The sequence below is a fragment of the Bradyrhizobium jicamae genome (genome assembly GCF_018130695.1).
In the GTDB taxonomy this organism is placed as follows: domain Bacteria; phylum Pseudomonadota; class Alphaproteobacteria; order Rhizobiales; family Xanthobacteraceae; genus Bradyrhizobium; species Bradyrhizobium jicamae_B.
On the sequence record NZ_JAFCJX010000023.1, the window covers coordinates 86,763 to 101,486 of the forward strand.

13 protein-coding genes are annotated in these 14,724 nt (G+C 65.5%); 4 read left to right on the forward strand and 9 right to left on the reverse strand.

Features of this window, described 5'->3' with window-relative positions; translation table 11 throughout:
• Nucleotides 1-59 precede the first annotated feature (59 nt).
• Nucleotides 60-1,040 (reverse strand): NAD(P)H-dependent flavin oxidoreductase, encoded by a 981-nt coding sequence (locus JQ604_RS29260; protein ID WP_212364156.1) that lies wholly within the window; start codon nt 1,038-1,040, stop codon nt 60-62.
• A 92-nt stretch (nt 1,041-1,132) separates the two neighbouring features.
• Between JQ604_RS29260 and JQ604_RS29265 the strand changes: the two genes are divergently transcribed.
• On the forward strand, nt 1,133-2,695 hold the full coding sequence (locus tag JQ604_RS29265; protein WP_212364157.1) for an AMP-binding protein: 1,563 nt from the start codon (nt 1,133-1,135) through the stop codon (nt 2,693-2,695).
• Nucleotide 2,696: 1 nt separating this feature from the next.
• On the opposite strand, the gene JQ604_RS29270 is transcribed toward JQ604_RS29265, so the two are convergent.
• The 8 genes from JQ604_RS29270 to JQ604_RS29305 form a co-directional block, all read right to left on the reverse strand.
• Nucleotides 2,697-4,763 (reverse strand): response regulator, encoded by a 2,067-nt coding sequence (locus tag JQ604_RS29270; protein WP_349631155.1) that lies wholly within the window; start codon nt 4,761-4,763, stop codon nt 2,697-2,699.
• A gap of 195 nt (nt 4,764-4,958) precedes the next feature.
• Complete coding sequence (locus tag JQ604_RS29275; protein ID WP_212364159.1) at nt 4,959-5,747, reverse strand: thioesterase family protein; 789 nt, start codon at nt 5,745-5,747, stop codon at nt 4,959-4,961.
• Nucleotides 5,747-6,376 (reverse strand): uracil phosphoribosyltransferase, encoded by a 630-nt coding sequence (gene upp / locus JQ604_RS29280; protein WP_249158801.1) that lies wholly within the window; start codon nt 6,374-6,376, stop codon nt 5,747-5,749. Before upp ends, JQ604_RS29275 begins: the two co-directional genes overlap by 1 nt.
• Nucleotides 6,377-6,533: 157 nt before the next feature.
• Nucleotides 6,534-7,502: an NAD(P)H-dependent flavin oxidoreductase gene (locus tag JQ604_RS29285; RefSeq protein WP_212364160.1), complete on the reverse strand. Its 969-nt coding sequence runs from the start codon at nt 7,500-7,502 to the stop codon at nt 6,534-6,536.
• 181 nt (nt 7,503-7,683) lie between these two features.
• Nucleotides 7,684-8,229, reverse strand: a complete 546-nt coding sequence (locus JQ604_RS29290) for a hypothetical protein (RefSeq protein ID WP_433996294.1) — start codon at nt 8,227-8,229, stop codon at nt 7,684-7,686.
• 49 nt (nt 8,230-8,278) lie between these two features.
• Nucleotides 8,279-8,860 carry a YqaA family protein gene (locus JQ604_RS29295; protein ID WP_212364200.1) on the reverse strand — a complete coding sequence of 194 codons (582 nt, stop codon included), beginning with the start codon at nt 8,858-8,860 and terminating at the stop codon, nt 8,279-8,281.
• Nucleotides 8,861-8,923: 63 nt separating this feature from the next.
• Nucleotides 8,924-9,322 (reverse strand): phosphoribosyl-ATP diphosphatase, encoded by a 399-nt coding sequence (gene hisE / locus JQ604_RS29300; protein ID WP_212364161.1) that lies wholly within the window; start codon nt 9,320-9,322, stop codon nt 8,924-8,926.
• Between the two features lie 114 nt (nt 9,323-9,436).
• A complete protein-coding gene (locus JQ604_RS29305; RefSeq protein ID WP_212364162.1) occupies nt 9,437-9,874 on the reverse strand; it encodes a hypothetical protein in 438 nt (145 codons plus the stop codon).
• Between the two features lie 248 nt (nt 9,875-10,122).
• Here JQ604_RS29305 and JQ604_RS29310 point away from each other — a divergent pair, with 248 nt between their 5' ends.
• The 3 genes from JQ604_RS29310 (at nt 10,123) to JQ604_RS29320 (ending at nt 14,714) form a co-directional block, all read left to right on the forward strand.
• Entirely contained in the window at nt 10,123-11,184 is a 1,062-nt protein-coding gene (locus tag JQ604_RS29310) for an ABC transporter substrate-binding protein (RefSeq protein ID WP_212364163.1), read from the forward strand.
• A gap of 93 nt (nt 11,185-11,277) precedes the next feature.
• The gene (locus JQ604_RS29315) at nt 11,278-13,056 is read left to right on the forward strand and encodes a glucan ABC transporter ATP-binding protein/ permease (RefSeq protein ID WP_212364164.1); all 1,779 of its coding nucleotides are present in this window, start codon (nt 11,278-11,280) and stop codon (nt 13,054-13,056) included.
• 203 nt (nt 13,057-13,259) lie between these two features.
• Nucleotides 13,260-14,714 (forward strand): serine hydrolase, encoded by a 1,455-nt coding sequence (locus JQ604_RS29320; protein WP_433996295.1) that lies wholly within the window; start codon nt 13,260-13,262, stop codon nt 14,712-14,714.
• Nucleotides 14,715-14,724 lie beyond the last annotated feature (10 nt).

The window sequence follows — 14,724 nt, forward strand, 5'->3', positions numbered from 1 at the left end:
CCACAATCAATTATGTATCAGTTTTGGTACATCAAGACAAGCCGCTGCATTTCTCTCGGCTATGTGAGTCTCACTCGCGCGCTCGCCGCCTCATATTCCGCGACCGTTCGTGCCACAAGCTCGTCGACCGACACCACGCCGGTCACGCCTGAGGTCGCATGGCCGCCGCTCCAGATGTCGCGCCAGCGTTTGGGGCGGCTTTCGCGGGCGCCGATGTCGATATCCTCTGCGATATCGATGGCGCCGCGGGCGGGCAGATTGTCGGGATCGAGGCCGGCGGCTTCGATCGAGGGACGCAGCATGTTGGTTTGCAGGCCGGTGAAGGCTGATGTCAGCAGGATGTCGTCGGCGCTGCTGTCGACCAGCATCTGCTTGTATCTGATATCCGCCAGGCTTTCCTGCGTGGCGATGAACTTGGTGCCCATATAGGCGAGATCGCAGCCGAGCGCCTCCGCTGCGCGCAGCGCCTGGCCGTCGCTGATGCCGCCGGCGAGCACGATCGGGCCATCGAAGAAGCCGCGCACCGCACGCACGAACACGAACGGGTTGAGCCAGCCGGTCTGGCCGCCCGCGCCTGCGGTCAGCAGCACGAGGCCATCGGCGCCGGCCGCCACCGCGCGCTCGGCGTGGCGGATCGAGGCGACGTCGGCGAACACCAGCGCGCCGGCATCATGCAACGGCCCGAGCACCGGCGCCGGCGAGCCGACCGAGGTGATGACGATCTCGGGCTTGTGCCGCAGCAGCACCGCGAGATCATCCGCAAGCCGCGCGTTGGAGCGATGCACGATCAGGTTCGGACAGGCGGGCGCGGCGGCCTTGCCGCTCGCGTCCGCATGCGCGTGCAAGCGGGTCGCGATTTCAGTCAGCCAGGCGTCGAGTTGTTCCGTCTCACGGCAATTCACCGTCGGGAAGGAGCCGATCACGCCATTGCGGCACGCGGCAACCACCAGCTCGACGCCGGACACCAGGAACATCGGTGCAGCGATCAGCGGCAGCTTCAGGCGATCACGAAAGCGAACAAGCGGATTGGTGGTCGGCAAGTTGTTTCTTCCCCGTCGCGTTGTGCTAGCGTTCGCCTCAACATTGGCACGACGACAAGCCAAAGACAAAGCAGGCGGGAGGACAAGAGATCATGAGCAATCCGCTCTACGCGCAACCGACGACTTGCGAGCAGACGCTACGGGCGCTGGCGCGCTATCCGTCGCGCACCGCTTTCGCCTGGCCGGGCGGTTCGCTCACTTATCAGGGCGCGACCGATTTGATCGGGCGGATGCAGAGCGTATTCGACCGGCTCGGCTTCGCGCCCGGCACCCGCGTCGCTTTCCTGACCGCCAACCGCGCCGATACCTGGTGCGCCGGCGTCGCCGCATCGCTGTCGCGGCTCGCGATCACCTGGCTGCATCCGCTCGGCTCGCTCGACGACCAGCTGTTCCAGCTGGAGGATTCCGAAGCGCGGATGCTGGTCGTCGACGGCATCACGTTTCGCGACCGCGGCGGCGAGCTCACCGCGAAGGCCGACGCCTTGAAGACCGTGTTCACACTCGGCCCCGCAAGCTATGGCTCCGATTTATTGCAGGCAGTCGAAACCGCGGGCAGCGCGAGCCCGAGGAATTTTGCCTGTTATGACGACATCTCGACCTTGAACTACACCGGCGGCACGACCGGGAAATCCAAGGGCGCGCTGCGCTATCACCGTCAGATCAGCGGCTTTGCCACCGCGATCCTGGCCGATTTCGAGATTCCGGCGAACCCGCGCTATCTATCCGTGGCGCCGATCAGTCATGTCGGGGGGACCAAAGTGCTGCCGACGCTGATGCGCGGCGGCACGGTTCACATGCTGAAAGGGTTCGATCCCGAGGCCGTGCTGAGGACCATCGAACGCGAGAAGATCAACTTCACGCTGTTCGTGCCGACCATGATCTATGTGTTGCTGGATCATCCGGCGCTTTCGAAGACCGATCTCTCTTCGCTCGAGCTGCTGCTCTATGGCGCATCCGCGATGTCGCCGAGCCGGCTGGTGGAAGGCATCGAGCGAATCGGACCGGTGTTCTCGCAGCTCTACGGGCAGACCGAATGCTATCCGGTCTCGGTGCTGCGCAAGACCGACCACGACCCGAAGACCCCCGAACTGTTCCTGTCCTGCGGCTTCCCGATCGCAGCCTGCCAGGTCAAGATCCTCGACAATGACGACCAGGAGGTCGCGACCGGTGAAGCCGGCGAGATTTGCGTCCGCGCCGGCCACGTGATGGCTGAATACTGGAAGCGGCCGGAGGCCACCGCCGAGACGCTGAAGAGCGGCTGGCTGCACACCGGCGACATCGCCCGCCAGGACGAGCGCGGCTACATGTTCATCCTCGACCGCAAGAAGGACATGATCGTCTCCGGCGGCTTCAACATTTTTCCGCGCGAGGTCGAGGATGTGCTGACGCAGCATGCCGATGTCGCGATGTGCGCGGTGGTCGGCGTCCCCGACGACAAATGGGGCGAGGCCGTCACCGCCGTCGTGGTCGCGCGCGAGGGCACGCGGCCTGATGCCGACGAGTTGATCAACCTGGTGAAGGCGAAGAAGGGTTCGGCGCATGCGCCGAAGCAGATCCAGTTCGTCGAGCAGTTGCCGATGACCGGCGTCGGCAAGGTCGACAAGAAGGTGTTGAAGGCCCGCTTCTGGGCGGGCCGCGACCGGATGGTGGGGTGAATCACGACGACGCCGTCAAAACACGCTTGCGCTCCTCTTCCACCTGCTCGGCCGCCGCCCACAGCAATTCCTCCAGCCGCTCGCGCAGTTGGTCCTGATGATAGGGCTTGGCGAGCCGCGGCAGGTCGATCTGGACGCCGTCGGGCAATTCGGCGTAGCCGGTGGCGAGCAGGATCGGCAGCTGCGGACGAACCTTGCGCGTGGCGATGGCGAGCTCGATGCCAGTCATGCCGGGCATCATGTGATCGGTCATCATCAGGTCGATCATCTGCCCGCTTCTGATGATCTCGAGCGCATGCGCGCCCGAACTGGCGCCGATCACGCGATGGCCGAGATCCTCCAGCATCTCCGTCGTCGACATCGCGATCAGCGGATCGTCGTCGACGAACAGGATCACCGCCGCGCGCTTCACCTTCTGGGCTACGGGTGGGGCGACCTCGGCCGCCGGCGCCGCGCTCGCGACCGGCAGCAGCAGCGTCGCGGCGGTGCCCTTGCCGACACTGCTGGTGAGCTGCAGCGCGCCGCCGAGCTGCACTGCGAGGCCATGCACCATCGACAGGCCGAGGCCGGTGCCCTTGCCGAGCGGCTTTGACGAGAAGAACGGCTCGATCGCGCGCTTCAGCACGTCAGGCGTCATGCCGGTGCCGGTGTCGATCACGGACAGTTTGAGATAGTTGCCCGGCTTCAGCATGGCGTCGCCGCGGGCCTGATAGGCCGCGACCTTGATCTCGATCGACCCGCCATCCGGCATGGCGTCACGCGCATTGATCGCGAGGTTGAGGATCGCAAGCTCGAGCTGGTTGGCGTCGATGCGCGCCGGCGGCAAGCCCTCGGCGATGTCGAGCCGCAGCGCCACGCGCGGCCCGAGCGAGCGCTCCAACAGATTACTCATGTCGCGCACCAGCGCGCCGAGATCGACGGGCACGGCGCGCAGATCCTGCTGGCGCGCGAACGCCAGCAGCCGCTGCGTCAGCGAGGCGCCGCGCTCGGCGCCCTGCAGCGCGCCGTCGACCAGCCGATGCAGCCTGGGATCATTGGGCAAGCGCTTGCGCAGCAAATCGAGATTGCCCATCACGGCCATCAGCAAATTGTTGAAGTCGTGCGCGACGCCGCCGGTGAGCTGGCCGATGGTCTCCATCTTCTGCGCCTGGCGGAGCTGCTCCTGCGCCTTCTCGCGCGCGGCGACCTCCTTCATCAAATCGGCGGTGCGCTGCTCGACGCGCTGCTCCAGCGTCGCCGTGAGCTCGGCGAGCGCGGTGCGTTCGGCGGCGAGCTGCGCCAGCAGCGTCTCGCGCTCGATCTCCGCGGTCTTGCGCGCGGTGATGTCGGAGCAGACGCCGACCAGCGACTTGATGCTGCCGTCCGGCCGGCGCACCGCGCGGGCGCGCACGTCGACCCAGTGCTGCGTGCCGTCGGGCCAGATGTTGCGATACTCGATCTTGTAGTCCTTGCCGGTCCGCAAGGTGTGCTCGACCACGGCATTGCGGCGTTCGCGATCGTCGGGATGAACCGCGTCCAGCAGGTCCTGATAGGTGAAGGGATCGTGCGGCCTGCGGCCGAAGAAGGATTTGCAGGTCGCGGAGGCCTCGAGGTCGAAGCCGGGCATATGCAGTTCCAGCGCACCGAGATGACCGGCGTTGAGCGCGGTCTGCAGCAGGCCCTCGCTTTCGGTGAGGTCGTCGAGGATGGCGCGGGTGTGGTACTGCCGCCGCCGCCCGCGCACCGCAGCGCCGATCAGACTGACCAGCGTGGTCGGATGGAACGGGCGCTCGATGAAGGTGACGTTGCCGAGTTCCACACCGAGCCGCACAGCCGCAGGATTGCGCTCGCCACCCTCCGTCATGAGGACAATCGGAAAGTCCGACCACGACGGTTGGTCGTGCAGCCAATTTGTCAGGCCGTCGAGATCGACGGTCTTGATCGCTTCATCCGCGACAATGGCAAGCCCTGCCCCGCCCTGAACCTCGCGCCGGAGTCCGGCGAGGTCGCTGCAGATATTGGCGTGATAGCCGGCCTGGGTGATCAGCCGCGCCGTCGAGACGGCCTCGACCTCGTTGGCAGCGAGCACAACCACCCGTTCGGACGTTGGACCGGGTCTCACAATATCTGCCCTTCCGGCTCGGCTGGTGCGCGCCCGCAAGACACGCTCGCCGTGACGACGATGTCGGCGGCCAAATCCGCACGCAGCATGGAACCCCTTACGAGATCGCAACTCGCTGGAGGTGCCCCCTGTTCCCGGCAGAGGGCATTATTTTTGAGGCAGTTAGCGCCGTTCGATCACGAGGCTCTGGACCGCGCGGCCGAAATAGCCGTGCGTATCGGCAAGGCGCGACATCGCAAGGCCGGCGCCGTCGGGCCCGATCCAGGACTCCCCATCGAGCAGGATCCACTCGCCGACCGGCTGGCGGGCCAAATTCACCGTGAGGTCGGCGTTGATGAAGGTCCATTGCCGAAAATCGAGCGTCGAGGCGGTGCCGTTGGAGAAATCGGCCGCGACCACCGCGCGCATCGCCTGCGAGACGGCGTGGCCTGCGATCAGGGGCGTTTCGACCCGAAACCAGATCGCGCCGGCGCCGGCCACGCCGAACCGGCCGCGGGCTGCGCGCATCGCAACCGAGCGCACGAACGGGCTGGTGGCGGCATGCCCGTCCTCCACCACCGACTGCTCCGGGCCGGGCAATTCGACCGGCAAATCCTTGATGTCGTCGGGCAGCGTCTGCGGCTGAGACTTGATCTTGAGCACGCTGGCCGAGACCACGGGAACGCCATCGGCAAGCAGGCGGATGCCGCAGAGCTGGATCTTGCGGCCCTCGCGCAAGACCTCGCTCTCGATGGTGAGCGGCGCCACCGGCACCGGCCGCATCAGATCGATGGTGACGCGCGCAATCGACATCGGCAGCGGCGTCGGCAGCCGCTCCGCGGCCCACACCACAAGCGCAGCCGGCGCCGAGCCGTGCTGCATCCGCGGATCCCACGGGCCCGCGGCATCGGGACTGGTGACGACATGATTGCCGTCGACGCGGAAGATCGGCTCAGCCGGACGAGATGACATCACTTGGTTCCGAACATGCGATCGCCGGCATCGCCGAGGCCCGGCAGGATGTAGCCATGATCGTTCAGCCGCTCGTCGATCGCAGCCGTCCACACCGGCACGTCGGGATGCTCGCTCTGGAACTGCGCGATGCCTTCCGGCGCGGCGAGCAGGCAGACGAAGCGAATGTCGCGAGCGCCGCGCGCCTTCAGCAGTGCCGCGGCGGCGCAGGCGGAATTGCCGGTCGCCAGCATCGGATCCATCAGGATCACGGTGCGATCCGACAGATCGTTCGGCGACTTGAAGTAATACTCGACGGCCTGCAGCGTGGCGGGATCGCGATACAGCCCGATATGGGCGACGCGCGCCGAGGGCACCAGCGCCAGCATGCCATCGAGAAATCCAACGCCGGCGCGCAGGATCGGCGCGAAGGTCAGCTTCTTGCCCGCGATCTTCGGCGCCTTCATCGGCGTCAGCGGGGTTTCGATATCCACTCGCTCCAATGGCAGGTCGCGCGTGACCTCGTAGCACAAGAGCATCCCGATCTCGTTCAGGAGCTCACGAAAGCCCTTGGTGGAGCGATCGCGCTCACGCATCAAGGTGAGCTTGTGCTGGACCAGGGGGTGATCGACGACGTTGACGGCAGTCATGCAAATCCTTGTGGCACAGGGCTTGTCAGGACAGCAAGGCCCGCGCGCCCTGCATCCCGGACGCGGTGGATCGCGCCCGGGGCAGGATCAAGCAATTTGAGTGCCGGTGTCCATCCCGGATCAAGTCCGGGACAGGCGTCGATGGAAAGCACTCTCGTCAGAGCGCCGGATCGACCGCCTCGTCATATTCCTTCTTGAAGCGTCCGATCAGCTCGGCCGCGGGCACCACCTTGGCGATGCTGCCGACGCCCTGGCCGGAGCCCCAGATCTCCTTCCAGGCCTTCGGCTTGGCGCGCTCGCCGGAGGAGTCGGTGCCGAAGCTCATCTTGGAGGGATCGGAGGTCGGCAGATTTTCAGGATCCATGCCGGCCGCGACGATCGACGGCTTCAGATAGTTGCCGTGCACGCCGGTGAACAGGTTGGAATAGACGATGTCCTCGGCGGACGAGCTCGTGATCATCGCCTTGTAGCCTTCCACCGCATTGGCTTCCTTGGTCGCGATGAAGGCCGAGCCGATATAGGCGAAGTCGGCGCCGATGATGCGCGCGGCGCGGATGGCGCGACCGTTGGCGATCGTACCCGATAGTGCAATGGGTCCGTCGAACCACTGCCGCGTCTCCGACACGAAGGGGAACGGCGAGAGCGTGCCGGCATGGCCGCCGGCGCCGGCCGCGACCAGGATGAGGCCGTCGGCACCCTTCTCGATCGCCTTGTGGGCGAACTTCTGATTGATCACATCATGGAAGACGATGCCGCCCCAGCCATGGACCGCCTGGTTGAGCTCCTCGCGCGCACCGAGCGAGGAGATGATCATCGGCACCTTGTGCTTCTCGCAAAGCGCCATGTCGTGATCGAGCCGGTTGTTGGACTTGTGCACGATCTGATTCACCGCGAACGGCGCCGACGGCCGCTCCGGATGCGCCTTGTCGTAGGCGGCAAGCTCTTCCTTGATCCGGTACAGCCATTCGTCGAGCAGCTCCGGCGGCCGCGCGTTCAGCGACGGGAACGAGCCGACCACGCCGGCCTTGCACTGCGCGATCACGAGGTCGGGCACGGAGATGATGAACAGCGGCGCCCCGATCACGGGTAGCGACAGACGGCCCTTGAACAGAGCAGGCATGGACATGGAGAGCGGATCCTTCGGTTATCAGACGGAGATGCCGGGCATCATACCAACAGGGCTATCTTTCCACTGTCAAGTATTGCGTCTTGGCGCTGCGGACTGATGAGAAATCATCAGCCTCGACCGCATTCTTGTTGGGCGGTTTTTTGGGCAAAAGCTGGCATCCCAGCCGTCGCGCGCACGCCTACTGGCACAGCGCCCGTGTCACGAAATTCTCGGTCTTGCAATCGTTCGGCCCGCGCTTGTGGCCAGGCAGGAAGACGATCGGCGAGCATTTCTCAGATGCATCCGTGTCGAGGCTCTTGCCCTCCGTGAAACCCTTGCTCTGGCACAGCCTGTCGGCGCCGGCCTTGCAATCCGGTGCGCCGTTGGCGGCAACCACGCAGGCCGCACGGCCGCTGACCATGGTCGCGGGCTTTGCGAGATTGCCGAGCGTCTCGCTCGGGCTTTGGATCGGCGGCAGGATCGACTTCGATTTCTCGAACAGTTTTCCGATTTCGTTGATGAGGCCGGGATTCTCGCGATCAGCCGGTGCGGCCGCAGGCGGCTCGGCCTGCTGCGGGGCAGGCTCGGGTGGCAGCGGCTGCTGCGCGGGCGACTGCACACCGAGTGTCGGCGGCGCGTTCTGCGTCCAGCCAGGCCCGGCGGCGATCAGCATCACGCACAGCGTGACGCCGGCCATCGCAGCATGCTCGCGGAACAGACCCGGCAGGTTGAATCGATCGATCATCCGAACGAGCGTAACCTGAAGCGCAAACGGCGGCCAAGCCGCCATTAGGCTAGATCAGTTTGAATGCGATGACGAAGCCGAGCACCAGCACGATCGCGCCGAGCGCGACCCACATGCCGAGCCGCTTCTCGAGCTCGGCGCGGATGAAGTCGCCGTAGCGGTTGAGCAGCACCGCGACCACGAAGAAGCGGCCGCCGCGCGCGACGATCGAGCACAGGATGAACAGCCAGAGATTATAGCCGGCAAAGCCCGAGGTGATGGTGACGAGCTTGTAGGGGATCGGCGTCAGCCCCTTGAGCAGGATGATGACGGCACCCCATTCGGCATAGGAGGCGCGGAAGGCATCGACCTTATCGGTGAGGCCGTAGAGCTGCATCAGCCACTGGCCGAGCGAATCGTAGAGCAGCGCACCGATCGCATAGCCCAGCACGCCGCCGGCGACGGAGGCTATCGTGCAGACGGTCGCGAACCACCATGCCCGCTTCGGTCGCGCCAGCGACATCGGCAGCAGCATGATATCGGGGGGCACCGGGAAGAAGGAGCTCTCAGCGAACGAGACGGCCGCGAGAATCCAGAGTGCGTAGGGTTTGTCGGCGGCGTCGATGCACCAGTCGTAGATCCGTTTCAGCATGGGCGCGATGAACCACCATGGAGCGGATTTGTCCATGCCGGGAATCAGCCGAATTTGGGAGGTTTACGACCGCCGCTTGCGCAGCTGGCTCTCCAGCGCGACAATTCGCCGCCGAACCGCCGGGACGGCGGCGGTTTTGGGCAGTTTCACCGGCTTCGGCAACTTCTCGGCGATGCCGAGCAGGCGCTCGCGCCGTTCCATCTCGCGCCAGACATCATCCGGTTTCACACCGGCGGAGGCCCAGAGGACGGTCAGGTTGTAGAGCAGGTCGGCGCTTTCGCGGATCACCGCATCGGTCTTGCCGTTGACGGCGTCGATCACGACCTCGATGGCTTCCTCGGCGAGCTTCTTGGCCATCTTGGCCGGGCCGCGCTGGTACAGCTTCGCCGTTCGCGACGTTGCCGGATCAAGATCCTTGGCCGCGATCACCGCCTGATAAAGCCGCTCGATCGAATCACCCATGCAACCAGACTAGTCCAAACTCGTCGCCAGCGTGTTAACGGCTTGTGCGACAACTAAAAAATCCACCGGCCCCGGGGCCGGTGGATCGGTTCGCCTTCTCAACGCGCGCAGCCTTTACCAGCCGTTGTAGTAGTTCTGATGGCCGTTGTAGCCGTAGCCGCCATAACCATAGCTGTTGGCGCGATTGTAACCGTAATAGCCGGGGCCGCCATAGTAGTAGGTCGGACCGGGATCGTAGTAGACCGGGCCACCGCCGTAATAGCCGTAGGAGTCATAGTAGCGATTCTGGGCGGCAGCGATCGCGAGACCCGTGCCGACGATGCCGGCGAAGGCGGCTGCAGCGGCGGCACCACCGCCACGGTAATAGCGGCGACGCGAGCTGAAATCGGTCGCGCCGCTGGTGCCCTGCGATGATGTCACGGACACGGGCTTGCCGTTCGCGGAGCCGGCAAGGGCCATGGTCGGCTCAACTGCCGTCAACGCCACCGCGGCGACGGTCGCCAGTGTGGCAGCGCGGCCTATCGATGAAAAAACACCTTTTCGCGCAAACATTGCAGTCATCCTCCGTGGAAGCCGGCCCGACGGGGCCTTTGCGAGCTAACCACCGCTGTTAGATTAGGTTCCTCAAGCCGAATGCAAGCTGAACGGTCCCTGGCGAAATCATGGCGGTTTGGCAGTCATCGATCGTTCACCTTGCATGCGTCACAATGTGCGCAATTTCTTGCTTGCCATGACGCTTTCGATGTCATGAAACAGTCCCAGCCGGCGCGGCAGTTTGTCTCGCTCCTCCGGATGTCCTCATGCGCGTAACTCGGTCCAGCTTCCTCCGCCTTCTCCTTGGCCTTCCGATCGGCCTCGCAGGCGGAGTGTGGCCCGCAGCCACGCCGCTCCACGCCGCAAGCGATCCACCCTCGCTGCCGCTCACGGTCCAGTTCACGCTCGACCGTCCGCTCGACGCGGAGGCCGCGCCGTTCGTGATGGCTGCAGTCGGCGGCTTCTTCGGCACCGAGGGTCTCGCGGTCGGCATCAATGTGGCAACGAGTTCGGCGGACGCGATCGCGCGCGCCGCCGACGGCTCGAGCGACTTTGCCCTGGTCGACATCAACGCGCTGGTCAGATTTCGCGACAAGCCGGGCGCGGCCCCGGTCAAGGCAGTATTCGTGCTGTTCAACCAGGCGCCCTACGCCATCATCGCGCGCAAGAGCCGCGGCATCCGGGCACTGTCCGATCTCGAGGGCAAGAACCTCGGGGTCGCCGAGGGTGATCTCTCGATCCGGCTATGGCCCGCCGTCGCCAAGCAGAACGGCATCAAGCTCGCAAGCGTCAAACAGAACAGCATCAGCGCCGCGGTGCGCGAGCCGATGCTGTCGGCCGGCCAGGTCGATGCCGTCACCGGCTTCTCCTATCTCTCCGCCATCAATTTGCGCGACCGCGGCGTGCCGGCCGACGATCTCGCGGTGCTGCGCTTTGCCGAGTATGGCTGCGAGGCCTATGGCTTCGCCGTCGTGGTCAGTCCGAAGTTCGCGGCCGCGCGGCCCGAAGCGGTGAAAGGTTTTGTGCGCGCGGTGATCGGCGGCACCAACCTCGCGATCAAGGATCCGGTGCGCGCCACCGCCGAGGTGGTGAGCCGGATGGACGGCGGCTCGCGCGAGCTTGAGCTGGAGCGGCTGCGCGCCATCATCCGCGACAACATCCTGACATCAGAGGTCAGGCACAACGGCATCGGCGGCATCGATCCGGCGCGCTTCGAGCGTTCGATCGACCAGATCTCCGAGGACTTCAAATTCCAGAAGCGTCCGCATGCGGCGGACATCTTCGACGACAGTTTCCTGCCGCCGCGCGACGTCAGGCTGATCAACTGAGCAAAACCTCTTCCGCACACTGGTCCTGCAGAGCGAAGCCTGATTAGATTGCCATCCCGCAATCGAGCGATCACCCGCGAGAGTTCCGCCGGCATGTCCCTGCTCCGCCTCTACACCCGCGTCCTCGAATTGCTCGGCAAGGAGGCGCGGCTCGGCTGGATCCTGGCGGCGGCCAATCTGTTGCTTGCGGGCGCGCAGTTCGCCGAGCCCGTGCTGTTCGGCAAGATCGTCGACGTGATGTCGGGCAAGCCGGTCACCGGCCTGTTCGCGACGAACTCACCATGGCCGCTCTTGATCGCCTGGGTGGCGTTCGGCCTGTTCACGATCGGCTGCAGCGCGGTCGTCGCGTTGCATGCCGACCGCCTCGCCCATCGCCAGCGCCAGGCCGTGCTGACCGATTATTTCGAGCACATCCTGCAGCTGCCGCTGACCTTCCATTCCGGCACCCATTCGGGCCGGCTGATGAAGGTGATGCTGAACGGGACCGACGCGCTGTGGCGGCTCTGGCTCGGCTTCTTCCGCGAGCATTTCGCCGCGATCATGTCGCTGGTGGTGCTGCTGCCGCTCGCGCTCTACATCAACTGGCGGCTCGCGATCCTCTTGTTCGTGCTCTGCGTCGTCTTCACCGTGCTGACGACGATGGTGGTGCGCAAGACCTACGGCATGCAGAGCGAGGTCGAGGAACATTACTCCGACCTCTCCGCGCGCGCCTCCGACGCGCTCGGCAATGTCGCGCTGGTGCAAAGCTTCGTGCGGATCGATTCCGAGGTGCAGGGCCTGCGCTTCGTCGCCGACAAGCTGCTCGCGGTGCAGATGCCGGTGCTGTCGTGGTGGGCGCTGGTCACCGTGATCACGCGCGCCTCCACCACGATCACGGTGCTGGCGATCTTCACGGTCGGCATTGCCTTGCACAGCGAGGGCCTGACCACGGTCGGCGAGATCGTGATGTTCGTCTCGTTCGCCACCATGCTGATCCAGAAGCTCGAGCAGGTCGTGAGCTTCATCAACAACGTCTTCATGGAGGCGCCGCGGCTGAAGGAATTCTTCGACGTGCTCGACGCGGTGCCGGCAGTGCGCGACCGTCCCGGCGCGGTCGACACCGGCCGCCTCTCCGGCATGGTCGAGTTCGACGACGTCTCGTTCTCCTATGACGGCAAGCGGCCGGCGATCGAGGACCTCTCCTTCACCGCGCTGCCCGGCCAGACCATCGCGCTGGTCGGCGCGACCGGCGCCGGCAAATCCACCGCGATCGCGCTGCTGCATCGCGCCTTCGATCCGCAGTCCGGCATCATCAAGATCGACGGCATGGACATCCGCGCGCTGAAGCTGACCGCGCTCCGGCGCAACATCGGCGTCGTGTTCCAGGAAGCGCTGCTGTTCAACCGCTCGATCGCCGAGAACCTGCGCGTCGGCAAGCCCGATGCGACCGACGAGGAACTGCGCACGGCGGCAGCGCGCGCGCAGGCGCTCGACTTCATCGAGCGCAGCGACAAGAAGTTCGACACCCATGCCGGCGAACGCGGCCGCATGCTGTCCGGCGGCGAACGGCAGCGGCTGTCGATCGCGCGTGCGCTGCTGAAGGATCCGCCGATCCTGATCCTGGACGAGGCAACCAGCGCGCTCGATGCGGTGACGGAGGCAAAAGTGAATGCGGCTCTCGATGAAGTGATGAAGGGGCGCACCACGTTCGTGATCGCACACCGCCTCTCCACCATCCGCCATGCCACCCGCATCCTGCTGTTCGACCAGGGCCGGGTGATCGAAAGCGGAACTTTCGATGAACTGGTCGCGAAAGGCGGCCGTTTTGCCGATCTGGCGCGTGCCCAGTTCATGGTCCAGGAGAGCGCGAAGGCCTCGCTCGAGGCGCCGTAGGTATTGGCTTCACGATTGAGGAACCTGCCGAAATTCGGCCGATTTCGTCCACGATTAAATTGGCCGGCCTCTGTTCTCGTCGCACGCCCCGGTATAGGGTTTGCACCGCCGCAAAGCGGCACCCGGACACGCTTGAAACCCGAACCACTTATTTCCAGACCTCCTCGTTTGAAGGCGGGTCTCAAAGGACCGGAAGAAGACTAGTGCAATCTCTTCGATCGCCGCTGCGCACCCCGTCGTTGAAATGGATTCTCGCCGTCGCAATGCTCGCGATCGCGACCCCGCGCACCGCGCTTGCCGAAGCGCTGCTGGTGGTCGAAGCCGATACCGGCAAGGTGCTGCAGGCCGACAACGCGACGATGCCGTGGTACCCGGCCTCTGTCACCAAGATGATGACGGCCTATGTGACGCTGAAGGCAGTCAAGGACGGCCGCATCTCGCTCGATACGCTGGTCACGGTGTCGCCGGTCGCAGCCTCGCAGTCGCCCTCCAAGATGGGCTTCCGTCCGGGCACGCAGGTCACCATCGATAATGCGCTGAAGATGATGATGGTGAAGTCGGCCAACGACATGGCCGTGGTGCTCGCCGAAGGCGTCGGCGGCTCGATCGACGGCTTCTCGGCGATGATGAACCAGACCGCGCAGCGGCTCGGCATGACGCAGACGAGCTACGTCAATCCGAACGGCCTGCCGGCGGACGGCCAGATCACCTCGGCGCGCGACCTCGCGATCCTCGCCCGCGCCATCATCCGCGACCTGCCGGAATACGAATACTTCATGCACATCCCCTCGATCCGCTTCGGCCGGCGGATCACCCAGAACTTCAACCGCCTGATCGGGCGCTATCCCGGCGCCGACGGCTTCAAGACCGGCTTCATCTGCGCCTCCGGCTACAATCTCGTGGCGTCTGCGACGCGCGACGGCAAGCGGCTGATCGCCGTCGTGCTCGGCGCCTCCTCGGGCAAGATGCGCGCGGTGCGCGCCGCGCAGCTGCTCGACCGCGGCTTCAGCAGCAACGGGCTGGGCTGGCTCAAGCCGTCGCTCGGGACCGTCGACAATCTGGTGCCGATCGATGCCACGCCGCCGAACCTGCGCGAGGAGACCTGCGGCCCGCACCGCAAGCGGCCCGCGAGCGACGAGGATGAGGACACCGTCGCCAGCAACGCCGGCAGCTCCAGCGCCAATGGCGGCGAGAGCAGTGGCGCGACCTTCTTTGCCGCCGGCCTGCAGCCGCCGACAACCAAACCCTCGGAACTGCTGGCGCAGGCGCCCGCGCCGTCCGAACCGATCCCGGTCTATACCGGTCCGACCAAGACTGGCACCGCGCTGCTGGCCGCCGTCGCCGCCGACAGCGAAAGGGACAAGCCGGCCGCCAGCAAGCGCGGCAAGCGCACCCATGTCGCGGCCCGCAAGCCGGCCGCGGATGACGCCAAGGCGGACAAGCCCAAAGCCGACAAACCCAAGGCCGACGCAAAGAGCGATGCCAAGCCGGCGGCAAAGCCGGTCCGCCACGCCAATGCCAAGCCGGACGCCGCAGCTGCGAAGCCGGCCGCCGACAAACCGGCTGCCGCAACCAAGCCCGCAGCTGCAGCAAAGCCTGCCGCTGCCAAGCCCAAAGCCGCGGTAAAACCGAAGAATGACGGCAAGCCGGCCAGTTGACGGCAGGCCA